The organism is Nocardia sp. CC201C (genome assembly GCF_030010695.1).
In the GTDB taxonomy this organism is placed as follows: Bacteria; Actinomycetota; Actinomycetes; order Mycobacteriales; family Mycobacteriaceae; genus Nocardia; species Nocardia otitidiscaviarum.
In genome coordinates this window covers 1-26,102 of record NZ_JASCXP010000054.1, presented here as the reverse complement: position 1 = coordinate 26,102, position 26,102 = coordinate 1, and the positions used below count along the sequence as shown (strand labels likewise).

At 69.4% G+C, this 26,102-nt stretch carries 20 protein-coding genes; 6 read left to right on the top strand and 14 right to left on the bottom strand.

From position 1 onward, the window contains the following. Positions 1 to 16: 16 nt before the first annotated feature. A complete protein-coding gene (locus tag QK444_RS08755) occupies positions 17 to 2,029 on the bottom strand; it encodes an SDR family oxidoreductase (RefSeq protein ID WP_282778810.1) in 2,013 nt (670 codons plus the stop codon). A gap of 371 nt (positions 2,030 to 2,400) precedes the next feature. Between QK444_RS08755 and QK444_RS08750 the strand changes: the two genes are divergently transcribed. Beyond that, entirely contained in the window at positions 2,401 to 2,961 is a 561-nt protein-coding gene (locus QK444_RS08750) for a Uma2 family endonuclease (protein WP_282778809.1), read from the top strand. On the opposite strand, the gene QK444_RS08745 is transcribed toward QK444_RS08750, so the two are convergent. The 13 genes from QK444_RS08745 to QK444_RS08685 all read right to left on the bottom strand — a co-directional run bounded on the left by QK444_RS08745 (position 2,946) and on the right by QK444_RS08685 (position 19,603). Continuing rightward, complete coding sequence (locus QK444_RS08745) at positions 2,946 to 3,809, bottom strand: amidohydrolase family protein (RefSeq protein ID WP_282778808.1); 864 nt, start codon at positions 3,807 to 3,809, stop codon at positions 2,946 to 2,948. The genes QK444_RS08750 and QK444_RS08745 overlap by 16 nt on opposite strands. Positions 3,810 to 3,823: 14 nt before the next feature. Continuing rightward, positions 3,824 to 4,564 (bottom strand): SDR family NAD(P)-dependent oxidoreductase, encoded by a 741-nt coding sequence (locus tag QK444_RS08740; protein ID WP_282778806.1) that lies wholly within the window; start codon positions 4,562 to 4,564, stop codon positions 3,824 to 3,826. Positions 4,565 to 4,914: 350 nt separating this feature from the next. Further along, the gene (locus tag QK444_RS08735) at positions 4,915 to 6,531 is read right to left on the bottom strand and encodes an HNH endonuclease signature motif containing protein (protein ID WP_282778804.1); all 1,617 of its coding nucleotides are present in this window, start codon (positions 6,529 to 6,531) and stop codon (positions 4,915 to 4,917) included. A gap of 46 nt (positions 6,532 to 6,577) precedes the next feature. Continuing rightward, the gene (locus tag QK444_RS08730) at positions 6,578 to 7,723 is read right to left on the bottom strand and encodes a glycosyltransferase (RefSeq protein WP_282778803.1); all 1,146 of its coding nucleotides are present in this window, start codon (positions 7,721 to 7,723) and stop codon (positions 6,578 to 6,580) included. Next, positions 7,720 to 9,051, bottom strand: a complete 1,332-nt coding sequence (locus tag QK444_RS08725) for a glutamate-1-semialdehyde 2,1-aminomutase (RefSeq protein WP_282778816.1) — start codon at positions 9,049 to 9,051, stop codon at positions 7,720 to 7,722. The genes QK444_RS08730 and QK444_RS08725 overlap by 4 nt, the downstream gene beginning before the upstream one ends. Continuing rightward, a complete protein-coding gene (locus tag QK444_RS08720; protein WP_282778802.1) occupies positions 9,051 to 10,379 on the bottom strand; it encodes a GNAT family protein in 1,329 nt (442 codons plus the stop codon). The genes QK444_RS08725 and QK444_RS08720 overlap by 1 nt, the downstream gene beginning before the upstream one ends. Then, positions 10,376 to 11,734, bottom strand: a complete 1,359-nt coding sequence (locus tag QK444_RS08715) for a glycosyl hydrolase family 28-related protein (protein ID WP_282778801.1) — start codon at positions 11,732 to 11,734, stop codon at positions 10,376 to 10,378. Before QK444_RS08715 ends, QK444_RS08720 begins: the two co-directional genes overlap by 4 nt. Then, entirely contained in the window at positions 11,731 to 13,041 is a 1,311-nt protein-coding gene (locus QK444_RS08710; protein WP_282778800.1) for a Wzz/FepE/Etk N-terminal domain-containing protein, read from the bottom strand. The genes QK444_RS08715 and QK444_RS08710 overlap by 4 nt, the downstream gene beginning before the upstream one ends. Then, positions 13,032 to 14,411 (bottom strand): hypothetical protein, encoded by a 1,380-nt coding sequence (locus tag QK444_RS08705; protein WP_282778798.1) that lies wholly within the window; start codon positions 14,409 to 14,411, stop codon positions 13,032 to 13,034. The genes QK444_RS08710 and QK444_RS08705 overlap by 10 nt, the downstream gene beginning before the upstream one ends. Positions 14,412 to 14,492: 81 nt before the next feature. Then, positions 14,493 to 15,500, bottom strand: a complete 1,008-nt coding sequence (locus tag QK444_RS08700) for a glycosyltransferase (protein WP_282778797.1) — start codon at positions 15,498 to 15,500, stop codon at positions 14,493 to 14,495. Continuing rightward, entirely contained in the window at positions 15,497 to 16,771 is a 1,275-nt protein-coding gene (locus QK444_RS08695; protein ID WP_282778814.1) for an oligosaccharide flippase family protein, read from the bottom strand. The genes QK444_RS08700 and QK444_RS08695 overlap by 4 nt, the downstream gene beginning before the upstream one ends. Positions 16,772 to 17,390: 619 nt before the next feature. Then, positions 17,391 to 18,548, bottom strand: a complete 1,158-nt coding sequence (locus QK444_RS08690) for a glycosyltransferase family 4 protein (RefSeq protein WP_282778795.1) — start codon at positions 18,546 to 18,548, stop codon at positions 17,391 to 17,393. Then, positions 18,545 to 19,603 carry a glycosyltransferase family 4 protein gene (locus QK444_RS08685; RefSeq protein WP_282778812.1) on the bottom strand — a complete coding sequence of 353 codons (1,059 nt, stop codon included), beginning with the start codon at positions 19,601 to 19,603 and terminating at the stop codon, positions 18,545 to 18,547. Before QK444_RS08685 ends, QK444_RS08690 begins: the two co-directional genes overlap by 4 nt. Positions 19,604 to 19,935: 332 nt before the next feature. Here QK444_RS08685 and QK444_RS08680 point away from each other — a divergent pair, with 332 nt between their 5' ends. The 5 genes from QK444_RS08680 (at position 19,936) to QK444_RS08660 (ending at position 26,029) form a co-directional block, all read left to right on the top strand. Beyond that, positions 19,936 to 20,730: an SGNH/GDSL hydrolase family protein gene (locus QK444_RS08680; protein ID WP_282778794.1), complete on the top strand. Its 795-nt coding sequence runs from the start codon at positions 19,936 to 19,938 to the stop codon at positions 20,728 to 20,730. Between the two features lie 155 nt (positions 20,731 to 20,885). Then, complete coding sequence (locus QK444_RS08675) at positions 20,886 to 22,376, top strand: serine/threonine-protein kinase (protein WP_282778793.1); 1,491 nt, start codon at positions 20,886 to 20,888, stop codon at positions 22,374 to 22,376. 84 nt (positions 22,377 to 22,460) lie between these two features. Beyond that, on the top strand, positions 22,461 to 23,594 hold the full coding sequence (locus tag QK444_RS08670; RefSeq protein ID WP_282778791.1) for a serine hydrolase domain-containing protein: 1,134 nt from the start codon (positions 22,461 to 22,463) through the stop codon (positions 23,592 to 23,594). 211 nt (positions 23,595 to 23,805) lie between these two features. Then, a complete protein-coding gene (locus tag QK444_RS08665) occupies positions 23,806 to 25,137 on the top strand; it encodes a polysaccharide pyruvyl transferase family protein (RefSeq protein ID WP_282778790.1) in 1,332 nt (443 codons plus the stop codon). A gap of 52 nt (positions 25,138 to 25,189) precedes the next feature. Further along, a complete protein-coding gene (locus QK444_RS08660; RefSeq protein ID WP_282778789.1) occupies positions 25,190 to 26,029 on the top strand; it encodes a glycosyltransferase family 2 protein in 840 nt (279 codons plus the stop codon). Positions 26,030 to 26,102: the final 73 nt, after the last annotated feature.

Below are 26,102 nucleotides of genomic sequence, written 5' to 3'. Positions count from 1 at the left end.
ACCTACTCGTCGAGCATCACCAGTGCAGTCCGGGAATCACATTGGTGATGCGGGCCGCCGAACCGGGCAGGCCCATGAGCGGCTGCACGACGGGCGCCAGGGCGAGCAGCGGGCTGCGGGTGGGCGCGGTCTTGGCCACCTCCGCGGCCCCGGCCTCGGCGGCCCCGGCCTCGGCGGCCTTGGACTCCCCGAACATCCGGAAGCCCTGGTGCAGAATGGCCTTCTTCACCGACGGCATGACGGTGTCGACGAACTGCGCGAAGGTGCCGATCGGGGTGTCGATGCGGGCGGGCCGGTGCTCGAGCGCGCGCACCACGATGGCGGCCGCCTGCTCCGGGCTGTGCACCGGAATCGACTTGTACAGATCGGTGGGCGCGATCATGGCGGTCCGCACCAGCGGCATGCGCACCGAGGTGAAGGTGATTCCGGCGTCGGCGTTCTCGACCGCGGCGATCTCGCTGAAGTTGTCCAGTGCCGACTTCGACGCCACATAGGCGGCGAAGCGCGGCACCTTGGTCTGCACCGCGATGGAGGAGATGTTCACGAAGTGCCCGAAGCGGCGCTCCCGCATGGAGGGCAGCAACGCCAGGATGAGCCGCACCGCGCCGAAGTAGTTCACCGCCATGGTCCGCTCGAAATCGTGCATGCGGTCGGTGGAGTTCATCACCGCGCGGCGGATGGAGCGGCCCGCGTTGTTCACCACGTAGTCGACGTGGTCGTGGTCGGCGAGCACCTGCTTCACCAGCAGCTCCACCGACTTCTCGTCGGTGATGTCGCACGTGTACGCCTGTGCCGCACCGCTTTCCGCGCGCACCTGGGCGGCGGCGGCCTCCAGCTCCTCGGTGGTGCGAGCCACCATGAGCACGGTCGCGCCGCGGCGGGCGACCGCGTGCGCGGTGGCCAGGCCGATACCCGAGGAGGCCCCGGTGATCAGGACGATGCGGCCGTCGAGCGCGGTGCCCTCGGTGCGGCGGGCGCGATCGGGATCGAGATTGGCGCGCCAGTAGTCCCACAGGGTGCGGGCGTAGGAGTCGAAGGACGGCACCTCCAGACCGCGCAGCTGGGCGCGGGTGGAATCGGAGACGAACTCCGATTCGAAGGAGGTGTGCGGGGCGACCTCGGCCGGAATCCCGAGGCGCTCCAGCAGGAAGTCCCGCACCGCGGTGACGCCCGGAATGTGGCCGAGCGCGTCGAGGGCGCTGTGGCTGCCCGGCAGCGTGCCGATACCGGTGGGCGCACCGGCGGCCTCGGCCAGTGCGGCGTAGATGTCGGAGAACGGCTGCGGCTCCGGATTGACCAGATGGAAGGTGCGCCCGGCCAGACCCGGCTTGCGAATGAGCTGGACCATGGCCTGCGCGACGTAGTCGACCGGGACGATATTGGTCGCGCCCAGATCGGGCAGCGGCAGCGGCAGGTCGGCGGGCAGCCCGGCCAGACTCGCGATGGCCGGGAAGAAGTAGTAGGGGCCGTCGATCTTGTCCATCTCGCCGGTGCGGGAATCGCCCACGATGATGGCCGGACGGTACACCCGCCAGCGCGCCCCGGATTCGCGCACCAACTTCTCGGCCGCGAACTTGGTGCGATGGTAGGGCGAGGTGAGATTCTGACCGAGGTCGAAATCGTCCTCGAAGAACTTGCCGCGGTGGTCGCCCGCGACGGCGACCGAGGAGACGTGGTGCAGTACCGCGTCCAGCTCGACGGCCAGGTCGACGACGGCCTGAGTGCCGTTCACATTGGCGGCGTGGGCCGTGGCCTCGTCGGCGGTCATATCGTAGACCGCGCCCAGGTGGATGATGTGGTCGGCGCGGGGAGCCTCGTCCTGGAGGCCCAGTCCCGGCGCGGTGAGATCGCCGATGAGCGGGAAGACGCGATCCGGCGCGCCCCAGTTCTCGGCCAGCTCGCGCAGCTTGGCGACCGACGCCTCTCGCACCAATGCGTGGATCACGGCCTCCGAGTCGCGGCTCAGCAGCTCGGCGAGCACCCGTCGCCCGAGAAAACCCGTTCCGCCCGTGACGATGTAGGAAACCATCGCCCCCTCCTTATCGATTCGAACCTGTTGGAAACCAACGGTGTTCGTCCGACATGCGGCGGTGGATGCGGACGTGAGTACGTTGAATCGGCCCCCTAGCAAAAGTCGGGCCGAGGTAGGAACACCTTCGTGCCTAACTGGTGAGTAACTTTACGGCGACCCCGGTTGACGCGGCAAGTCGCGACGCTGTGGGAATGGTCACCTCGGGGCATATCGAGTTGGTATGTGTAACAAGGATTTTCGTGTAACCGTCGGATGCACTTGGTTACTTGTTGGCAAACAGAATCGCTGAGCCGACCGGGGTGAACGTCCTGGTCGGTTGACTGAGGTTAAGGTGTTCCAGTCCTGTTGGCACGTCTCCCGGAGGGGCCGTGATCGCACAGCTCGACCTGCCGTCCACGGGGATTCGCACCCGCGCCGAATTCGAAGCCCTGCCCGTCGTACCCCGAGGCTGGGCGTGGGAACTGCGATCCGGACGATTGGAGCTGACGCATATGCCGGTCACGTTCTGGTATTACCGCATCGTCTTCCAGGTGCTGGAACTGTGGAAGCGGCTCGGCTACGAAATCGCCGGAAACCAGTACGTCGCCGACAGCGGATTCGCGCGCGGCAGCCTCGGCCGGAACAATTTCCTCGCCGACGGCATCGTCTTCCGGCCCGGCTATCTGCCGCTCAAATACAGCACCAGCCACGACGCCGCGCATATTCACGCCGTGGTCGATGCCGTCTGCCAGGACTCCCAGGTGCACGACGCCATCGAGAAACTCCGCATCTACGCGAGCCTCGGCGTCCCGCACTATTGGATCATTCGCGGCGACACCGACTCCGCGGACCTCGACGGCTACATCAGCATGTACGAACTGGCGGCGGGTGAATACCGCCTCACCGGCAGTCGGCTGGTCTCCGAATTGGCGGTTCAGCCGAGCGCGTAGGTCGCCGCGGCGGTGCCGCCGTAGAACAGTTCGGCCTCCTGCTCGGTGGCATCGGCGGCCACCGCCCGGTCCACGGCCGCCAGCAGTTCCCCGAACGATCCGGCCATTGTGTCTATCGGCATATTCGATCCGAAGATGAGCCGCTGCCAGCCCCAGAGCTGAATACTCGTCTCCAACCAGTATTCGAGGGTCGGCCAGCGGAAATCCGGGCAGATCATGCCGAGTCCGGACAGCTTGCACTGCCATCCGGTCTCCTTGGCGGCGAGGGACAGCGCATTCTGCCAGGCGGTGCGGGCGGCCTGATCGGTGCCGGTGGGCAGGCCGAGATGTTCCAGCACCACCCGCAACCGCGGATACCCGGCGAGGAAGTCGATCCAGTCGAGCATATCGCCGGGATGGGCGACCAGATCGAAGACGGCGTCGCGCTCCTGCAACCAGGAGGCGATGGTGTCGGCGGCCGGGGTGTTGGGGGAGAGGCCCTGGAAGACACGGATTCCGCGCAGGCGGGGGCTGCGGGCCTGCTGCTCGAGATGGCGCAGCAGGTCCGGGCCGTCGAGGGTGGGGTCGACCGCGCCCACGATGGCGATCGGCCGCGCGGTCGTCGCGGCCATATCGTCGATCCAGCGCGTCTCGTCGAGGTAGGCGTGGCGGGCGGTGGTGGCGGAGACGTGCACCAGTCCGGTCACGGTCGTCGCGGCCGCGGCCCGGTCGTACTCCGGCAGCAGGAAGTCGTCGGCCAGCGCGGGTGTTCCGGTGTGCGCGGCGAAGTCGGCCAGCTGCGGATACCAGTCGTGGCGGCTGGGCTGCCACAGGTGCAGGTGCGCATCGACGACGGATTGGGCGGGCATGGAACGCGACTCCTTCATGACATGGTGATGCCGCCGCTGACGCTGATCAGCTGGCCGGTGATGTAACTGGCCTCGGGGCTCGCCAACCAGGCGATGAGGTTGGCGACCTCCTCCGGTTGCCCCAGGCGCTTCATGGGGATTGCCTTCTCGATGGCGGCGAGATTGCCCCGGTGCCGGCGCATGGTCTGCGACACCATCTGGCCTTCGATCGGGCCGGGGCAGACGACATTCACGGTGACCTGATGCCGTGCCACCTCGCGGGCCAGTGATTTCGCGAAGCCGAAGAGACCGGATTTGGATGCGGCGTAGGCGGCTTCGCCACCGGCTCCCGCGCGTGCGCCGTCGGAGGAGACGAATACCACGCGCGCGGAATCGGTTTCGAGCAGGCCGGGGAGGAGGTGTTTGGTCAGCAGCATGGGGCCGCGCAGGTTGACCTGGAGCATGGCGTCCCAGTGGTCGACGGAGCTGACCAGGAAGGGTTCCACGATGGCCAGTCCCGCGCAGTGGATGACGGCGGAGACGGTGCCCTGCACTGCCCACGCGGTGCGGGCGATGCTGTCGGGGCTGGCCAGGTCGAGGTGGACGGCGATGGCTTTGGGGCCGAGGTCTTCGGCCAGTTGTTTGGCGGAGGTGAGGTCGAGGTCGGCTATGACCACGTCCCAGTCGGCGGCTATCAGGCGGTGGGCTACCGCGCGGCCGATATCTCCGGCGCCGCCGGTGATCAGGGCTCGGCTTTCGTCGAAGGGGTCGGCCATGGTGGGGGGCTCGCTATCGCGGGTGCTCTGGGTTGGGCTGTCTATCGGGGGGTGGGGTGGCCCCTCGGTGGGGCGGTCGATCGGTGATGGGTTGTCGATCGGTGATGGGGTTGTTGATCGGGGTGGGGTTGTCGATCAGGGGTTGGGACTATCAATACAGCATTCGGGGCAATTCGACATGGGTTGCGGGGGTTGGGATCTGGTTGCGTGGGGTTGAAGAGAATTATGTGTGGTGGCGTTGGGTGCCTTACCTGGCTTTCGCTGACGCCGGGTCGGGTGCCGCGCGCGTCTATCCCAGCCCACGGACTGGCTGGAGTTGCGTTCTCGGGACGGGCCTTTGCGGGGTGTGGTTATTGGCGTAAGTGATCGCCTCGGGTCGGGTCCGGGCGGTGGGTGCGGTGGTCTGTCGACGACCGGTCGTGATGGCCGGTGGGTCGTCGATCGGCTGTTCGGTGGTCGCGGTGACGGTGACCGGACCGGTCGAGATGGTCGAGACCGGGGTGGTTCGGGGCATCGGTGAGCCACTGCTCGGGATGGTGATGCAGATTCACCCGGGGTGCCCGTGCCGGATCGATGCGGGTCGGGGGTGCCCACACGACACGACCCGGATACCGGCCGCTACCGACACCACCGTTGCTGCGGTTGCCGCCACCGCTGCCGCCGCCGATGCTGTTGCCGCGTCCGAGGGTGGCCCACCCGGTCGGATCCTCAGCATCCTCGGGGATCTGGGCGTGGCAGCGGTCGCACACCAACGTCAGGTTCTCGATATCGGTACGACCACCCCGCAACCACGGCACCATGTGATGCACCGCACACATCGTCGCGGGAGCCTCACACCCGGGGCGGGTACAGCCTCGGTCGGCGGCGATACACGCCAACCGCTGCCACGACGACGCCAGGCGATACTTCCCCCGCCCCAAATGCAACGGGAGTCCTTTGCCGTCGAACAGCATCAACAACGGGTAGCTGCCCTCGGCCATCCGCAACGCATCCCGAACCGACATCACCGATCCCGATGCGGTGTGGGCGTACCCGGTTCCGGCCTGCAAGTCGGTGAGACTCATCGTCAACACCACCGACACCGGCACACCCCGATGACTCCCGAGGTTCTCCGGTCCGCCTGCGGCGGCGAGGAACGCTTTCACTGCGTCGTGGTTACGCTGCCCGGCACTACGCCGATCCCGCCGCGCCGCCGCCTCCATGAGATCCTTGTCGACCGCGCCCGGCCCCATCCGGGGGCTGTCGGGGTCCTCGGGATTGCACATCCCCGGCCGCGCCCACTTCGCCAACACCACATCCAACAACGCCCGCAACTGCGGATCCACGACACCCTTGATCTCGCTCATACCGTCCACGCGTTGTTTGCCCACCCAGAGCTCGCGGCGGCGGGCGCGGTCGTCGTCGCTGGTGAGGACCCCGTCCGGGTCCAGGCACGACAGCAGCACGTGCCCGACCTTGCTCACATACTCCGGCGGCATCTGGCTCGCCGCGCGGGCGAGCTGCTGTTCGGCCTCGGCCTGCGTCTCGACGGGCACCGCGTTGGGGATGCGGTCCATCACCCGCATGATCACCCGCGCGTGCTCAGGCGAGATCGTGCCCTCGGCCTGCAACGCCGCCGTGGTCGGCAACAACGCCGGACCCGGTTCCCCGCAGAACGCGCGCGGCCGCAACGGGATCGAGGCCCGTACCCGTGCCCCGGCCTCGGCGGCCGACAGGCGCAGCACGTCGATCAGATAGCCGCGCATCCCCTTGGCCCCGGCACGCTCCCACAGATGCCGGGATTCGACTTCGGCGATCATGCGGTGCGACAGTGCCGCCATCCGACACCGCACCGATTCCACCTCCCGCATGACGTCCACGAGAGCGGTGTCGGACAGTCCGGTGAGATCGGTCGCGAGCAGGGCGTCCATCGCGGCCGACAGACCGGCCGCGGTATCACCGTCCTGACTTTCCCCCTCCGGAATCATGGACCAATTCTACCGCGAATTCTATTGTGGCAAAAGGGGAAATATATTATGTCAAGCTCTGCAAGCAGTTGTCGACAACGGCCGACATTCGCTCTCTGAAAACGGTGGGCGAAAAGTCCAATGCGTGCTTTCTGATTCGTTCCCCGTCGAAATTCTGGCTGGGAAAATCCTTCATGACGCGAGCGAACGACTGAATCACTTCGTCGTCTGGGCCGAATTCGATATGTACACCTGTGATATCCGGCAGTACGGTGTCCACCGCGCCGCCGGTTCCGACCGCGATGACCGGGGCCCCGCATGCCATGGCTTCCACGGGGACGATGCCGAAATCCTCTACGCCGGGCATGAGGAGAGCGCGGCAGCGGCGGTACATGTCCAGCAGGACGGCGTCGTCGGCGGCGCCGAGAAACAGGGTTTCGGGTCCGGCGATGCTTTCCAGGTATCGTCGCGCCCGACCGTCACCGAGGATCACCAGACGCACCCCGGCCTGCTGTGCCGCGCGAATCGCCACATCGGCTCGTTTGTAGGGAACCAGGCGTCCGGCGAAAAGGAAGAAATCCTCGCGCTCCACCGTGGGGTCCGGTGCGAAGCTGTCCACGCGTACCGGCGGATTCACCACTGTCGCGGGCAGATCCCACCATTCCCGCACCCGCTGTGCGACCGCCGACGAATTCGCGACGACATGTGCGATATGCGGTGCGGCACGCAATTCCGCGCGTCGCGCCAGACCGCCCAGGGCGGTCAATGCGAGTTGTCCGGCCCAGCCTCCGGCCTCCCGGGCCCGGAATGCGCTGTCCCAGGCCCAACGGGCCGGACTGTGCACGTACGCGATCACGGGAGCAGAGGTCGCGAGTGCGGCCGAGCTGGCGAAGGCGTGGTGGCTCACCACGACCGCGTCGTAGTCCGCGCGCAGTGGCAGGCCGCGCAGGGCGCGCGGGACCAGGGGGAGCAGGGGGGCGTGCGAACGTCGTCCCGTCGCGGCGTAGAGCCGCGAAAGCCAGGCGCTGGCACGGATATTCGCGGCGGCCGGTGAGGTGCCCGCCGCGTCGGCGACCGAGCGGACGCAGTCGGTCTCCAGGATGGGCGCGAATACCGGTGCTCCGGGCCAGGTTCGCATGAATTCCGCGACCACCGCCTCGGAGCCGCCGTATTCGGTGAAGCGTTCGTGCACGATCGCGATGCGCGCGTTCATGGTTCCGTCCTGGTCGCGATGCGGCGGGGCTCGGCGTAGCGGCGGATCGCCGGTGCCACCGGGCGTCCGTTCAGCAGGCCGTCGACGCTGCCGTTCTCGAGTGCCTTGCGATAGATCGTGGTGGCCTCGCGGCACGCCTCGATGGTGTGGTCGATATCGGCGTCGGTGTGGGCGGCCGAGGTGACGAACGATTGGCCCAGGACGCCGCGGTCGAGCAGTTCTTGGAGGAACAGGGTGCGGTAGGGCTGGGACGGGTTGCCGTCGGGGTCCTTGGTGAGGAACACCAGGCAGGACGGCCGACCGGTCACCTGGAGGTGGTCGGCGATACCGAGTTCGGCGGCGATGGCGTTGACGCCGTCGGCGAGACGGCGGCCCGCCGCCTCCATGCGGGCGATGGGGTCGGTGGTGGCGTAGGCGCGGACCACCGCGCGGAAGGCGGCGAGGGAGCCGGTTTCCGGGCCGTGCGTGGTGGACAGCAGGAAGACGCGTTCGGCGTCGGTGCGCAGGCCGCCGAGTTCCATGTACTCGCGTTTCCCGGCCAGGGCGGAGATGGGGAAGCCATTGCCCATGGCCTTGCCCCAGCACGACAGGTCGGGGGTGACGCCGTAGACGCCTTGCGCGCCGCTGGCGGACCAGCGGAAGCCGGTGATCATCTCGTCGAAGACCAGCAGCGCGCCGTGCCGATCGCACAGGGCGCGAACGCCTTCCAGGAATCCGGGTGCGGGGGAGTGCAGGGCGGTGGCCGCTTCCAGGAATACGCAGGCGACCGGATGGGCCTCCAGCGCCGCCGCGAGCGACGGTAGGTCGTTGTAGCGGAAGCGCACCGTATCCGTTTCCGGGATACCGGCGTTCATGGGTGTGGTGCCGATGAACCAGTCGTCCACGGAGAAGAAGGGACTGTCGCTGATGGCGATCGTCTCCCGCCCGGTGGCCGCGCGCGCCAGGCGGACCGCGGCGGTGGTGGCGTCGGAACCGTTCTTGGCGAACTTCACCATGTCCGCGCCCGGCACCAGGTCCAGGAAGTCTTGGGCGGCAAGGAGTTCCAGCTCGGTCGGGCGGGAGAAATTGACGCCCTCGGCGATGGTGCGGGTGACGGCGTCGACCACCGGGCGGTAGCCGTGTCCGAGGGTGACCGAACGCAGACCCATGCCGTACTCGACGAATTCGTTGCCGTCGCAGTCCCAGACGCGGCAGCCGCTGCCGCGCACCAGGACCGGGGTCATGAACTCGGGGTACTGATCCGCGCCGCGCGCGTAGGTGTGCGCCCCGCCCGGGACGAGATCGTGCAGGCGGTGCTGGATCGCATTGCTGAGCTGGAAGTTTCGCATCATCCCCGGCTCCTCTGGGTGCTGGCCCACAGAGTGTGGTCGGCACGGACCCCGGTGGGTCCGGTGAAAGCGCGCATGGTGCCCTCCTCGAGCAGTCCCGCGTTCGCGGCGACCGCGGCGGATTCGGTGTCCGCGACAGGGATCTCGGTGGACACCCGGTACAGGCCGAGGCGGGTGAAGGCGAACTCCACCAGCGCTCGGATGGCCGCCGCGCGGACACCGTCGTCGGCGTGGGCGGGATCTGCCCGGAGCCGCAGCCGAGCGTTGCGTCCGAACAGGTCGACATCGAAGAGCCGACACTCACCGGCGTACTCGCCGCCGACGTCGAGTATCAGCAGCAGGCCGGACGATGCGTGGAAACCGGTTCTGCTGCTGATGAATTCGCGATACCAGCCGCTTTCGTTACCGGGTTGGGCGGCCCGCCACGCGTGGGCGTCGGCGGCCCGGGGGGTGCGCAGGACGACCGTCTCGTAGCCGGGGACCGGCACCGTGATCGGTGCGGCGGGCAGCATTCGGCGCACGGTCCGGCGCAGCTGCCCGGCGCGGTAGCGGGCCGAGACCGCGAGCACGGTGGCCACGCTCGGACCGGTGGGTTCGGCCACCGCGCCGGGATCGGTCGTCACGGCCGCCGCTCCGGGACCGGGTGGCTCGGCCCGCGACGGTGCCCCCTCCCGGTGACGTGCCCGCGTCGACGCGTCGCCTTGGCGGGCACCGACGTGTTCGATCCAGGTGCGGGTGAAACCACCGGCGGGCATCCGGTCGGCCGTGACCGCCCACAGATCGTGGTCGGTGCGACCACCGCCGACGTCGAACAGCCCCGCCAACCGCGCCTCGCAGACATAGCCCACCTGCCGGGCGCCGTGTGCGGCGGCCTTGTTGCCCACCGAGATCGGCGCGACGACGCGCTCCAGACCGAGCACGCCGAAGCCGTAGTCGAGCAGCACCGACGCCGCCAGTCCACCGAAACCGTGGCGCGCCTGCCTGGCGTCGATCCAGATGCCCATCTCGCCGTGGCGCGCCCGCCGGTCGATACCGCCGATCTCCACCTGTCCGGCGAACCGGCCGTCGAGCTCGATGACGGTGGACACGGCGAGCCCGGCACGGGCGTGGGTGGCGGCCTCCAGACACTCCCGCACCCAGTGGGCCGCGCTGTGCCGCTGCTCCCAGGACTGCGGGGAGCTGTGCCAGAACGGTTCGATCAGATCTCGGTCGCGCAACCGGATGCGCCGCCACGCCGCGAAATCCGCGAAACGCGGCGGCCGCAGCACCAGGGTGCTGCCGAGCATGTACACGGGGCCGAGACGCACCCCCGTGGTCGCGGCGTTCACGTGCTGGGTCGCTGTCGACCCAGCGACGAGGTCTTGACCGCACCGGTCGCGTCCACCGACAGCCGCCAGTAACCGCCCTGTTCGTCGCGCAGCACCACCCCGCCCGCCGCGCGGTCGGACAGCAGCGCGCCACTGGGCAGCACGGCGGCGACGATGCCGCCGTCGCGGTCCTGGGCCTGGAAGATGTCGGTGTCGGGCTTCCCGGCCTGCGCGACCATGGTGCCGGAGAAGCGTGCCCCGTGAATCCGTCCGCGTCCGATCACATGCCAGCCGTCGGGGAAGGCGCGCGGATCCACATCCTCGTAGCTGCCCGAGATCAGGTTGACGGCGGTGCCCTCCGGGCAGCCGTCGCCGTCGATGCGCAGCTCCACCGGCGGGGTGCGCAGATCCGGATCGAATTGCACATTGGCCAGATACGGTTGTCGGCAGTGCACCAGGTCCAGGCAGACCGCACGGGCGGCCACCTTGCAGTTCACCATGCCGAACTGCGCCGGACCCCCGCCCGGCACACCGATGGCCAGGGCGATCTCCGACCCCTCGAACCACACGTTGGTCAGCCACCAGTCGTTGGCCGCGCCGTCGACGAAGATGTGCCGGTCGGTGGTGCGCGGATCGGAGTCGGAGACGAATTCCACGTTGGTGATGGCGAGTCCGGCATTGTGGTTGTCACCGGTGCCCAGGACGCCGACGCGATTGTTGGTGAGCTTGGAGGAGGTCACGTAGTTCTGGATGCACGAGGTGACGATGCCGTAGCCGAAATTGTTGATATCGCAGTTGACGAAGGCGGTGCCGCCGGTATTGCGGTCCAGCACCACCCCGCGCTGGCCCACGTAGCGCGGGTAGTTGTCGGAGAGATGGTTACCGCGCAGCACCACGCCGTCGAACGAGCAGCGGAAGCACTCCGACAGCCGCACCGCCGTGGCCTCGGGACCGGACAGGTAGAAACCCAAGCGCGAGAACCGCACCCGCTGTTTGCGCTCCAGCACGATGAGGGTGCCGTCGCCCTCGTAACCGATGGTGGTGGCGTCGCCGCCGTCGCCGAGCACGGTGGCGTAGTCGGGCAGCGAGGGGAAGGAGGTCACCCGGTAGGTCCCGGCCGGGATGTACAGCACGAACGGTCGGTCGCCGACATCGGCCGCCGCGGCGAATGCGGCGGTGTCATCGGCGTTCCCGTCGCCCACCGCCCCGAAATCCCGGACATTGCGGGCGGCGGGCTGATCGGTGACGTGCGGGGACCGGAATTCGGTCCCCGGATCGTCGTCCCCGGACGCGCAGGCCGTCGTCAGCGGCAGGAAGGCCGCCGCGCCGAGCGAGGCGGCGAGCAGATGACGCCGCCGCACCGGATCATCCGTCATCGGCTCACCGCTTTGCCCGGGGTCGGCGTCCGCCGCAGCAGCCGTTGCAGGCCACCGCCCGGCCGGGAGAACACCACCACGCCCGCCAGCCGCGGATCGTCCGCGCCGAACGTGGCCAGCGCCCCGCGCACCTGGGCCGAGGTGGTGTGGCCGAGTTCGACCACGCCGACGGTGGCGTCGCAGCGCCGCGCCAGCGCGATGGCGTCCGCGGCGGCGGTGACCGGGGCCGCCTCCACGATGATGTGGTCGTATTCGGTGCGCAGCTTGGACATGATCTCCGCGAAGCGCTCCGAGGCCAGCAGATCCGGGGTGCGCAGGTCGACGACGCCCAGCGGCAGCACGCTGATCCCCACCTCCGGCCACAGCACCACCGCCTCGGCGGTGGACGAACTGTTGCGCAGCAGTTCCGCCAGGCCGGGGGCCGCGCCCACCGGAATGCGACGGGAGGAGCCGCGGCCGCTGGTGTCGGCGTCCACCAGCACCACCCGCGCGCCGGTATCGGCGAGGCTGCGGGCTAGGCCGAGCGCCACCTCCGGTTCCGAGCGCGGGGACAGCGCGGTGAACAGTACGCTGGTGCGTTCGGGGTCGGCGGTGAGCCGGGTGCGCAGGCGGCGGGTCTCCCCGGCCGCACCGGGCCGTCCGTCGTCGATGATGCCCAGAATCGGCACCGGCAGGATGGCTTCCAGATCGTTGGAGGTGCGCAGCCGCTTGTCGAGGCGGTCCCAGGCCAGCGCCCCGCCCAGTCCCAGCAGCAGTCCGGCGATCACGCCCAGCGCCAGCATGCGGGTGGTCTGCGGCCCGTCCGCCTGGGTGGGCGTCTGAGCCTTGTCGATGACCACCGCCCGCGCCGCGGGCGCGGCGTCGGCCTGGATGGACTCCAGCCGGGAGATGAGCGCCCGGAGTTGGGAGACCACCTCGTCGGCCAGGATGCGCGCCCCGTCGGCGGTGTCGTCGGTGACCGACACGATGATGATGGTGGTGGCGGGCGGGGCCGCCGCGGTGATCCGACCGCGCAGGTCGTTGACCGAATCGGGCAGGCCGAGTTGATCTTTCACGTACTGTGCGACGGTGACGCTGGTGGCCAGGTCGATATAGGAGCGCACCCGCTGCTGCGCCGCGAGTCCGCCCTGATACGAATCGTTGACCGAGGTGCCGGTGGCCATGGAGACGTACACCGAACTCGAGGCCGAATAGGTGGTCGGCTGGCTGCGCGCGTACCCGGCCGCCGCGACCACGCACAGCACCACCGCGGCCACGATGACCGGCCAGCGCCGCCGAAACAGATGCAGGTAGTCGGTCAAACCCATTGCGCTGTCCTCTTTTTCCCGGGTGGCGCCGCGGGGTAGCCCGCCAGCTCCGTCACCCGTCTGCGATATTCCCCGACGACCAGATAGACCATCCAGGTCAGCACCACCGCCTGGAGGTATTTGCCGAGTGTCTCGATGCTGCCGAGAATGCCCCGCTCGAACAGCACCGGTACCTCGATGAGCGCCAGCCCCAGCACGGCGAAGGCCAGGTGCCGACTGTAGAGAGCCCGCCGCCACAGCAGCAGGAGAATGAAGGTGAACGAAACGCCCACGGCCACACCGGTGTAGCCGCCGAGGACATAGCCCTCGTTGATATTGCCCTCGGCCAGCGACACCGACACCGTCGACATGTCCACCGACGCGCCCCGCACCTGTTCGGCCCAGGCCGCACCCGCCCGGAACTTCTCCTGCCCCAGCAGTTGCGTCGGAATCAGACTCTCGAACGCGTGCCGCAGCACCTCCGCGGGCGTGAGCCAGGATCCGGGCCCGGCCCAGTAGGCGTCGGTGGCGGCCTCGAGCAGGTCGAAACGCCGGAGCAGGCTCAGGAACGGTCGCACGATCGGCGGATAGTTGGCGTCGATGCGCTCCGCGTCGGCCTTGGCCGCCGCGGTGGTCTTGAGCGACTGCAACCAGCCGAAGGCCGTCACCGCCAGCGCCGAGAGCGCGAGTATGCCGACCACCTTGGCGCGCGTCCAGCCCGTCATGGCGCAGCGGACCGCGATGGCCAGGGCCGCGCCCATGATCGGGGTCTTGGACTGCACGGTGGCCGTCCAGAGCAGTTCGCCGAAACACAGTGCGCCCAGTACCAACAGGACGGTGCGCGAGTTGTCGGAGCGGAAGTAGACCAGCAGCCCGACCGCGCCGAGCGTGGCGAGAATGGTGATCAGGTTGATGATCGGATTCGGGCTCTCCAGTTCACCGGCCTTGCCGGTGGTGCCGGTGGCGACCGCCGCCAGGCGGCCCAGTGTGCCCAGCACGTAGAGCACCACCAGGGTGGGGACGAAGACCGGATTGTCGATCAGTGGCGGTGTGGCCGTCGCGGTTTCGCCGCTGCGGTACCGGGTCCACACGGTATAGGCGACCACCAGCGCGGCGTAGAACCAGAGTCCGAACACGACGGGCTCCAGGACCAGCGCGATGCCGTCGTCGTATCCGAATTCGGCCAGCCGGGGATCGGGCACATTGTCGCCGTAGTGCGGCATGGGCCGGGTCCACAGCAGCACCACCGGTCGCGCGACATAGGACAGCGACCAATGCGCCACCTGCGCGATGAGAAATATCCGTACCACACCGGGTAGGAACAGGGCAGCGCCGACAATCGTCGCCAGCGCACCGGCGACGAGAAATACCTCGGACTGTGCGGCCCCCATCAGCGAACGTCCTTCACCATCACCACTATGTCCGTGCGGACCCGTTCGCCGTTACCCTTTTTCCGCAGCCGTTTTCGGCCATTATCCGGCGAGCGCATCGATGATCTCGCGAGCCCGGTCCACATAGCGGTGTCGTCCGCCGACGATGCGGCGATGGCCCGCCTCGGCGACCTTGGCGGCCTCGTCCGGGCGGCGGGCGCAGCGGGCCAGCACGTCGCGCAGTTCCGCCGGATCGGAGAAGAGGAAGCACTCCATGCCGTCGTCGAGCAGGTCGGCGTGTTCGTCGGTGCGTTGACCGACGAAAAGCCCTCCGGCAGCGGGGATTTCGAAGGTGCGGCAGGTGTGGGTGTCGCGATTGTCGGAATTGAGCAGCACCAGGTTCGCGGTCACCCCGGCCACCGCCGCGGAGAAGTGCTCACCGTAGACCGGGCCGCCCACCACCGCGCCGGTTCGCCACAGCGGTCGCACCCGTCGCCAGCCCGGACCGCGCAGCAGCATGCGGGGGCCGTATTCGCGTGCCAGATCGACGAGCAGGTCGCGGCGGTCGGGGCGCACCGCGCCGATGAAGCCGACCAGGAAATCCCGGGCGCCGCGTCGGGCGCACGGATGGTGCCAGGCCGGATCGTAGGCGCTACGAACGAATTTCACATTCATCGCGCCGCGGTCGCGTAGTTCGGCCACATTGTGTGCTTTCGTGGTGACGATGAGATCCCATTCCGATTCGTGTGCCAGGTATTCCGGCGTGGTGTTGTACGGATCAGATACATCGTCGGCGCTGTAGTGCACCCGTACACCGGCCGAGGTGCTCAGCAGCCGCCGCTGGTCGAGGTGGACACCCTTGAAAGCGAACAGTACGTCAGGTACGAATTCGGCGGCGGCGGCGTCGATCTCGCGGTGCAGCCGGTCCACGGTCCACGGCGCGCGCCGTCGCGCGGCCTTGCTGTACACCCAGGGCGGCGACAGCCGGGCGGGCAGGGTGACCGCGGTCGTGTCGATCACCACCACCTCGTGACCCGCCTGCCGGAAGCCGTCGGCCAGCGAGCGGGCGTTGCTGCCCACCCAGTCGTCGCCGACGAAGAGGATCTTCACGCGGTCTCCCCCTTGCGCATCAGGACGGTGGCCGGTCCGACGGCCCCCCGTCGCATCGTCCGTTCGCGGACGATGAGCCACCGCATGCGGATGATGTACCACACCGCGACCGAGATTTCCGCGAAAACGGTTCCGTAGACCAGGGTCCACACCGACTGGGTGCGGGTCGCCACCGCCATGGCCACCACCGCGACGCACGTGCCGACGATCGCGCCCACCAGCACACCGGTGGTGTCCTGGCGCACCGTCAGGACCGCGGTCGTCACATAGGAGGTGACCGTGGTGGCGGGCAGGATGAGCACCTCGAAGCGCAGCAGCGGCACCGCGTCGGCGAACTCCTGGCCGAAGACCAGATGAATGAGCCAGGGTGCGCTCACCCAGACGGTCACCGTCGCCACGGTGGCGATGGCGACGCAGCCGGCGAGCGCCTGGATCGAGGTGCGCCAGAAGTCCTCGCGGTCGGTGCGCCGGGCCATCCGGGGCAGCAGGGCGAAACCGATGGGATCCAGCGTGGATTGGATGGCGCGGACCAACCGGTCGCCCGCCGAGTACAGCCCCAGCGAGGCGGCGGACAGGATCGCACCGTAGATGGCGGCCGAACCCTGTCCGTACCCGGTGACCAGCAGCCGGGAGGTGAACACCGGTGCGGCCAAGCGCAGCACGGCGCGCACCCCGCTCGGCCGCGCCGGACGGCCGAAGTGGCGCATCGAATCCCACCAGGTCAGCGCGACCGTGGGCACGGACGAGACGAGCAGGCAGACGATGGCCGTCGACGCGGTCGGAAACTGGGGGAGCAGCACCAGCAACAGGATCAGGTACCCGATCCGGCCGACGCCCTGGTAGATGGTGGAGGATCCGAAGCGACCCTGGCCGATGAGCAGCCAGTCCTCCGACAGCGACCAGAACCCGCCCGTGAACAGTCCGAGCAGCACCATGTGCAGGGCCGGGGGCACGCCCACCAGCAGGCTCGCCAGCAGTGCCGCGCCGATCACGCTCACCGTGGTGACGCGCAGTGCGGCATAGGTGCCGCGCAGCCGGTTCACCTCGCCCGGACTGGTGTCCGCCTCGTGCACGCGGGCGGCCAGGAACTGGGTGACGCCGAGATCGACCACGAGTGAACCGATGAAGTACGAACTCATGCCGATGGCGAGCATGCCGACACCGTGCGGGCCGAGGATGCGCGCGATGAGCGGCAGGGTGATGACCGTGATGGCGTACTGGCCGTACTTGCCGAAGGTGACCAGGACGATATCGCGGACCACGCTGGCCAGACCGTGTTTGGGCGCGGCCCGTCTGCGATGGCGGCCGACGACTGCGCGTGGCGGGGAGGCACTGTCGCGCTGGGCCGCGGCGTGGGCACCGCGCCCGGCGTCCGCGCTGCTGTGGGCAGTGTTCTCGGTACCGTGCGTGGTGTGTTCGGGGGTTCGCCCCGCGGTTTCGGCACCGCGCGTAGTGGTTTCGGCACCCGGACCGGCGGTTTCGGCACGGCGCTCGGCGTTTTCGGCACGGCGATCGGCGTTTTCGGCACGGCGTGCGGTGTTTTCGGTACCGTGCGGGAGGCCTTCGGCACCGCGTGCGAAGGTCTCGGCGCTGTGCTCGTAGGAGCCGTCCGCGGCGCGGCGCGGTGACCAGGAGATCGGATAGTGATCGGCCCGGCCCGCCCACCTGGGGATGCTGCGCTGTTCCCGCTCCGCGTACGGCGATTCCGGGGGCGGGGGATCGGCGTCGAAGCGGCGGTACCGCGCGCGCAGCGGAACCCCGAAGCGGCGCAGTGAGAGCCGATCGGCGTCGGAGATCCGATCGGGCTCGCGCGCTCGCCCGGCCGCCCGGCCGCGCACCGGCCGCAGCGGCAGTGTGGGTGGGTCCGCGCCGGGTAGCGGATCGTTGGAATCATCCACGCCGCCACCACTTCCGGCGGCGGGCGGTGACCGTGGTGAGGAACCGCTCGACCGTGCGCGCGGATTCGTCGATATCGAAATCGTGGGCGCGCAGCCGGGCGGCGGCGGCGAGCTTCACCCGCAGTTCCCGATCCCCGAGCAGGGTGTCCAGGGCGCGGGTGAGCTGATGGCGGTCGCCGCCCGCTACGAGCAGACCGTCGCGGCCGGTCTCGATGATCTCCTCGGGGCCGCCGGGGCGACTGGCGATGACGGCGCAGCCCGCTCGCATGCCCTCCACCACCACCTGCCCGAAGGGTTCGGGCAGCACCGAGCAGTGCACCAGCACATCCGCGCAGCGCAGATAGGGTTCCGGATCGTCGACGTGCCCGGTGAAGGTGACCGGCAGATCCAACGCGGTGGCGAGATTCTCCAATTCGATGCGGTAGTGCTCCTCGTCGAAGAACGTGCCGCCGATCAGGAAGACCTCGCGCGGCAGGACGCGCACGTCGGCCAGGGCGCGCAGGAAGACGTCCTGGCCCTTCCAGGGGGCGAGGCGGCCGACCACGGCCACCACCGTCTCCGCCGGGTCGCGCTGCTCCTCGCGGTCCGGTTCGGCGTGGTCGTGGCGGAATTCCACACCGGGATAGGCGACGACGGCCGGTCGCCGCCAGGTGTACAGCGAGGCGAGGGTGCCCCGGCTGTTGGCGATGACCCCGCGCGCCACCAGCCAGCCCAGTATCCGCAGTGCCGGTGCCAGCCAGCGGCCGAAGTAGTCGGCCGAAACCCGGTCGTGCACATGCCAGACGAGCGGGACGCGGGCGCGCCGGGCCGCCACCGCGCCCATGAGCAGCGCCTTGGTACTCCCGGCGACCACGACGGTGGCTCCCAGCTCCCGCATGGTGTCGCCGAGCCGCCAGCCGAGTCGGATCAGACCCAGCGCACCGGTGAGCAGTGCTCGCACGCCGGCCTTGTCGATGGTGAGGGCACGGGAGTCGAAATCGGTGGTGACCGACCGCGTCTCGATGCCGCGCTCGCGCATGTGGTGCAGCATCGGTCCGTCCTCGGTGTACACCACCGCGGCCGTTCCGGCGGGCAAGGCCGAGACCAGCCGCAGTGTCGCGAGCTCCGCCCCGGAGGGGGCGGCGGTGTGCGCGAGGAATACCGCTGTCATGCGGTGACCAGCTCCCGATACAGGTCCAGGTGGCGGCGGGCGGCCGCCGACCAGGAGAACGTTTCGGCGTGTGCCCGGCACTGCGACGGGTCGGGCCGTGCGCCGGAGAGGGCGCGGATGGTGCGGGCGGCGAGGGCGTCGCCGTCGCCGGACGGCACGATGAGGGTGGGATCGAGGTCCCGCACCGAATCCGGCAGTCCGCCACAGTCTGCCACGATCGGGGCGCGTCCGGCGGCCAGTGATTCCAGCGCGATGAGACCGAAACCCTCCAGCGCCAGGGACGGCACCACGGTGAGATCCGCGCGTGCGTACAGATCGGTCAGTTCGGTGTCGGTGACCGTGCCGGTGAAGTGGATCGAGTCCTGTGGCCGCGCCAGTTCCCGGAGTTCCGCTTCGGCCGTGCCGGTTCCGACGACGACCAGCCGAGCGTCGGGGTGCGCCGCGCTGACCTCGGGCCAGCACCGTACCAGGACGTCGATGCCCATGCGCCGTTCCAGTCGCCGCACGCACAGCACCGTGCCGGTCGACCGGTCGCGGGTGGGCACCGGGAAGCGGGTGAGATCCACCCCGGGCGGGATCACCCGGACCTTGTCCGCGGGCACGCGATAGTCGGCGACCAGCAGTCGGCGGAAGTGCTGGGACAGCACCACGAATCGGTCCGCCCCGAGGTAGCGCAGCCGTTCCACCAGGTATTTGGCGCGAACCGCCCGGTCGCTCTCGCCGGCCATCCGGCTTTCCGCCGCCCAGGGCCCGTGGAAGTGCACCACCAGCGGATTGCGCCCGCGTGTGGACGGGCCGTAGAGGCAGAAGTGCCGGTCCAGCACCGTACCGGGTAGCAGTTCCGCGCGGTCCAGATAGGCCGTACGAGCGCGGCGCAGGGTGGACCCGCCCGTGGGTCCCCACGACCCGGCCCCCGGACCGGCCGGGGCGTCTCCGAAAGCCGTTGCGGTGACCGCGATATCCGGGTGGTCGTTCAGCGCCCGGTACAGATCCGTGAAGTACCGGTTCAAGCCGCCCGGGGCGGCGGCGAACCATTCCGATCCGGTCATATGCACCCGCAGTGACCCCACCAACACCGTCACCCCCGGGTCAGTCCACTCCGTCACGAATCGCGGTCGCGATCCGCGCGCCCTCTCTCGGTCAGTGTAGGTCAATCCGCGCAGGTAGGTCGGCTATTGCGAAGCAACCGAAGGGGGTGGTCGGTCGGTTCGGCAAACGCGGAAGATCGCCGCGCCACACCGTGATCCGGACCGCATGCGGCAGGGCCGGACTATGAGAGAAAGTACGGGCCGCGCCCGGGAATACGCCGAATCACCTGGACGGATCCGATCGGGCCGGACAACCGACGGTCGCGTAACCCGAAGGTAGCGGGGCAGGATCGCAGGCTGTGCCGGAACTGAATCTCGATAGCGACCAGTTGACCTTCGTCGCCCTGGGCGACAGTTTCACCGAAGGGCTCGACGACCCGTACCCCGACAGCGATGCGACACCGAACGGTCGCTACCGCGGCTGGGCGGATCGGCTGGCGGAGCATCTCGCCGAGCACACCGAGGTGCGCTACGCCAATCTCGCGGTGCGCGGCAAGCTCATTCGCCAGATCGTGGACGATCAGCTGCCGCGCGCGCTCGAACTGCGACCCGATCTCATCACCTGCTGCGCCGGGGGCAACGATCTGATCCGCCCGGGTGGCGATGCCGACCAGTTGGCCGATATCTACCGCGACGCACTGATCCGACTGCGCGGCACCGGCGCCACGGTCGTGGTCGTCACCGGTATGGACACCGGCTTCCAGCCGGTCATGCGCCATCTGCGCGGCAAGATCGCCACCTACAACATGCACCTGCGGGCCATCGCCGACGAATTCGACTGCCCCGTCCTCGATCTGTGGGGTATGCGGACACTGCAGGACCACCGGGCCTGGAGCTGGGACCGGCTGCACCTGTCCGCCGCGGGCCACGAGCGGCTGGCGCTGCGGGCCTGCGAGGTGCTCGGCGTTCCGGTAGCCGCCGACTGGCGCGCACCGTGGGGGCCGGAGGAACCCAAGCCCTGGCCGACGGCGCGCCAGGAGGATCTGCACTGGGCTCGCGAATTCCTGCTGCCGTGGATTCAGCGGCGGCTGACCGGCCGATCCTCGGGCGACGGCCTGGCCCCCAAGCGCCCCGACCTCACCCCCGTGCGCTGAGCGCGGATCGCCCTCCGGCGGCGTCGAATCCGGAACTCGCGACCCGGGCGTGCGCCCCGGCGGCGGCGCTCCTGCCGTCGATCTTCGGGGCCTCTGCTCGGGTCCCGGGTGCGTTATGGTGATCGGCAGTAAGGCGGGTGGTCGGAGGCGATACGGTGGTACGGACGCTGGCGCGGGGACAGACGTTCGCGGGCTACCGGATCGAACGGCTGCTCGGCGTGGGGGGAATGGGTGAGGTGTATCTCGCACAGGACCGCGACCTGCCCCGGCCCGTCGCGCTCAAACTGCTCGGCGCGGCCGTCGCCGATGATCCCGAGGTGCGTGAGCGCTTCCTGCGCGAGGCCGATACCGCCGCGCGGCTCTCCCATCCGAATATCGTCGCGGTCTACGCGCGCGGCCGCGACGAGCACCGGCTCTGGATGGCCATGCAGTACGTCGAGGGCACCGATGTGGCGGCGGTGCTGCGCGAGGGGCCGTTGCGGCCCGATCACGCCGTCCGGATCATCGGTGAGACCGCCAAGGCCCTCGACCACGCGCACCGCGCCGGTGTGCTGCACCGGGATGTCAAGCCCGCCAACATCCTGCTCGCCTGGGGACCGCATCAACAGGTGTACCTGGCCGACTTCGGCATCGCCAAGGCCCTCGACCACACCAGCGGGCTCACCCGCACCGGCGAGATGTACGCCAGCTTCCAGTACGCGGCTCCCGAACAGTTCGAATTCGGGCCGGTGGATCACCGCGCCGACGTGTACGCGCTGGGCTGCACGCTGTTCCACATGCTCACCGGGGAACTGCCCTATCCGGGGGCGAGCACCGCGCAGGTGATCAACGGGCATCTGAATATGCCGGTGCCCCGGCCCAGTCTCCGGCATCCCGCCGTGCCGACGGTGTTCGACGAGGTCGTCGCCCATGCGCTGGCCAAGGACCCGGACCGGCGCTACGGCAGTTGCGGGGAACTGGCCGACGCGGCGCAGCGCGCGCTCACGGGGGCGCACGGTTCCGCGCCGCGACACCCCGTCCCGAACCCGGCCCCGACTCAGCCGTCCGCTGAGTCCGCCGCGGCCTCGAACGCGTACGCGCCCACCGCATTCGCCCCGCTTCAGACCGGGCCGGTCGCGGTCCGTTCCCGTCGCCCCCGTCCGGCACTGCTGCTGGCGGCGCTGCTGGCACTGCTGGTCGCCTTCGGTATCGGGGTGGGATTCGCCACCGGCGCACTGACGTTCACCTTCGGTGCGGCGAGCGGGACCGGCGAGGTCGCCACCGACGCCACCCGCGCCGCCGCCGAACAGGCCGCCTGCGACTACGCGAAGCTCATGACGACCTACGACTACGACACCCCGTCCGCCTGGGAGACCCGGGTGTACGACGGCGCGACCGGCACCTGGAAAGTCCAGGCGGCACAGCTGCTCCCGGCCTTGCGCCTGATCATGGCGGCCGATCCGGAGAAGACCCGCGCGGGCGATGCCCAGTGCACGGCCACCTCCGGTAACGGTACCCACTACGAGATCACCGCGAACGTCACCGAGATCCACCGGGTCGAGGGCACACCGGAGACCACCGAGGCTCGCAGCATCGCCATGGCCATGGATTACGTCGACAGTCGCTGGCTGTGCAGTATGTGGTCGACCGACGTGCTGCCCAACTGATTTCGCGCACCGATCCGGTCGAACGGATCGCGCCGCCCGCTCGTATCACCGGGCAGGCCGGATCCCCTCGACGAAAAGCAGCCGATGCGACATATCGCCCTGGCCACGGTCACCGTGGTCGCCCTCGCCGTGCTCACCGGCGGCACCACCGCCGCCCGCTCCGACACCCCCGTCGCCGCCACCGCCGAGGTGCGGACCGAGCTGGACGCTCTGGTACGGGCCGCCGACGTGCCCGGCGCCCAGCTCGTCGAGTCCGCCGGCGATCACGATATCCAGATCACCAGCGGTGTCGGCGATCTCGGGACCGGTGCGCCCTTCCCGGATACCGCGGCCGTGCGCATCGCGAGCAATACCAAGGCGTTCGTCGCCACCGTGGTGCTGTTGCTGGTGGGTGAGGGGCGGATCGACCTGGACGCGCCGGTGGAGCGCTATCTGCCCGGGGTCCTCTCGGGGCCCGGTGGGGAGGGAAACCGGATCACGGTACGGAACCTGCTCCAGCACACCAGCGGGATCCCGGACTATCTCACCCGGATCGACCTGGGCTCGGTGGACGCGCTGCGGCGCTCCCGCTCCGCCGACGCGCTGATCCGCCTCGGACTGGACCAACCGGCCGCGTTCGAACCCGGTGCGCGGGCGGAGTATTCGAATACCAACTATCTGCTGGCGGGCCGCCTGGTCGAGGCGGTGACGGGTGTCGCGATCGGGGTGGAGGTGACGCGGCGGATTCTGGTCCCCCTGGACCTGCGCGGCACCTACTGGCCGCTCTACCCGGTGGAGAACGTCATCCGCGGCCCTCACCCGCGCGGGTATCACCAATTCGGTGACACCCTGGTGGACATCACCGATATCGATCCCGGATGGGGCCTGCCGGATGGGGCCATGGTGTCCACGGGAGCGGATCTGAACCGGTTCTTCCGGGCGCTGCTCGCGGGCCGGATCCTCGGCCCCGCGCAGCTCGAGCAGATGCGGGCCACCGTGCCCAGCGGCGATCCGCGCCGGTCCGACGATTTCGGACTGGGGCTGTTCCGCCGCACCACCTCCTGCGGCACCGAGGTGTGGGGACACGGCGGGGCCATGCACGGCTTCTTCGTCTACGGGGCGGCCACCCCGGAGCGGGCGGTGACCGTGAGCATGAACCAGCTACCCGACATTCTGAACCTTCACGGTGCGGGCATCGATCCGAACGCCGTCGTCGACGCCGCGCTGTGCACCCCGTGACCTGCCGCGAAGCTGGAGGGATGATCTTGTGGAAGAGCCGATTTCACGATTGCGATCCCATGTAGCGCCAACCGTACGCGGTGCGCTACATTCGCTGCGGATTTATGCTCGGCAGAGGGGACCCGCCAGGGACGGCCGGGCGCATGCGGCAGAGCTGCCCCTCCCTACGTCAACGCCGGCGCGGCGCCGGACTCGCGGAAGGACAACCACAGTGGGGAACTCTGGCGCGGGGGCCGGTGCCGGTGACTTCCGGGTCCTCATCGACAACGGTGAGTACTGGCTGCGCAATCGGGGCGATATCGCCATGATGGTAATGACCGTGGAACGGCTGCGCCAGCGCTGGCCGCACGCCCGGATCGGGGTGCTGACCGACCAACCGGCCATCCTGCGCGGGCTGCTGCCCACCGCGGAGCCGGTCTACGCCCGGGGCGGCGGCCAGTGGGGCAGAGGGGGACTCGCGGGCCGCGTCGAGCGCGCGGTGGGCGCGAACCTGACCGGTCCGGCCGCCGTGGCCTGGCGGGCGTCGACCGATGTGCCGAAATCGCATCTGCGCGGGGTGAAGGCGTGGGCGGTGCGCGGTGCGCGCGGCATGCTGGGGCGGGACACCGACTCGGCGGCGGACGGGCTCCCGGAGCCACCCGTACCCGCCGCCGTCGACACCGCGAGCCTGGTGATCGCCCAGGGGGGCGGCTATATGACCGATATCGACCTGTATCAGGCGCACCGCACGCTGAATCTGCTGGAACGTGCTCGCGCCCAGGGGATCCCGACCGCCATGCTCGGGCAGGGCCTCGGACCCATGGGCGATCCGCGCCTGCTGCAACGCGCCGCCGCGATACTGCCCGATGTGGATGTGATCGCGCTGCGCGAAGGCGTGCGCGGGCCGCGGCTGCTCACCGAACTCGGGGTGGCCGCGGATCGAGTGCTGGTCACCGGTGACGACGCCGTCGAATTCGCCTACCGCGTGCGGCGGCCCGAGATCGGGGCCGACCTCGGCCTGTGCCTGCGGGTCGCGGACTACTCCAAGGTCAGCGACTCCGCCCGGGACACCCTCGGCGCGGTGGTGCGCTCCTGCGCCCGGGAATTCGATGCCGCGCTCGCACCGCTCATCATCTCCGAATACGACTCCGAGGACCGCCGGTCCACGCTGCCGCTGCTCTCCGGCGCGGAGCGCACCCGTCCGGTCATCGGCCGCGCCGGGACGGCCGCCGACGTGGCCCGCCAGGTGTCGCGGTGCCGGGTACTGGTGACCAGCGCCTACCATCTGGCGGTATTCGCGCTCTCCCAAGGAATTCCGGCCATCGGCGTAACGGCGTCACAGTACTATGACGACAAGTTCTACGGACTGGCCGATATGTTCGGGGCCGGGCTTCGGGTCGTGCACCTGGATTCCACCGATCTCGAGCGGGAACTGACCCAGCAGGTGCGGGAGCTGTGGTCGGCCGCACCGGAGTTGCGCGACACCCTGCGGCACAAGGCCGTCGAGCAGATCGACGCCAGCCGGGCGGGACTCGAACGCGTGTTCCGCCTCGTCGAGGAGTAACCGGCGCGGCCACGTCGGTCACCACGGCATCGGTCACTACTGCTCAGGGGGAATGGTGGTTCAACTTTCGGTGTGTGTTCCGGCGTACAACTCCGCACGCACCCTCGAGACGACCCTGCGGTCGATACTCGACCAGGATGTCGAGATGGAGGTGGTCGTCCTGGACAACGCCAGCACCGACGAAACCTCCACCATCGCGAAGTCGTTCGACGACGCGCGGGTACGCCTGCACCGCAACGAGCAGACGCTGCCCATCGGCGAGAACTGGAACAGGGTGGTATCGCTGTCCACCGGGAAACTGGTGAAGGTGGTGTGCGCCGACGATATCCTGCTGCCCGGCGCGCTGGCCGCCCAGCAGGCGGTCATGGCCGACAACAGCATTGCCATCTGCTCGTCGACATTCCAGGTGATCGACGAGGCCGGGAGAGTGGAGGAGACCGATCTGGGCCTGCCCGGCCTGCTCGGCGAGCACAGCGCCCGCACCCTCATGCGCGTGATCGTGCGCAAGGGCCCCGCCGAATTCGGCCCCACGGCCGCGGCCACCTTCCGCCGCGCCGACTTCGACCGGGTGGGCGGCTTCCGCGGTGATCTCGTCTTCCCGATGGACGTGGATCTGTTCGCGCGGGTGAGCGCCTTCGGGGCGTTCTACGGAATGCCGCAGCTCACCGCGGCCTGGCGCAATTCGAGCTTCAATCTGTGCAGCAGCACCTCGACGGTCAGCAAACTGACCGAGATGCTGCGGTTTCACCACCGGCTCGGGGCGGAATACCCCCACCTGGTGCGTCGCGGGGATGTGCTGGCCGGAGATCTGCGCCTGGCGCGGGCGGCCTTCGAGCGGCTGCGCATCCGCACGGTGGCGACGCTGCGCAACCGGCCGGATATGGTGCGCTGACCGATATTCGGTCGCCTTCGACGTGGGCGCCGGGGGGGGCGCCCGCGCCGCGCGGCGCCCCCGCGGGCGCCGC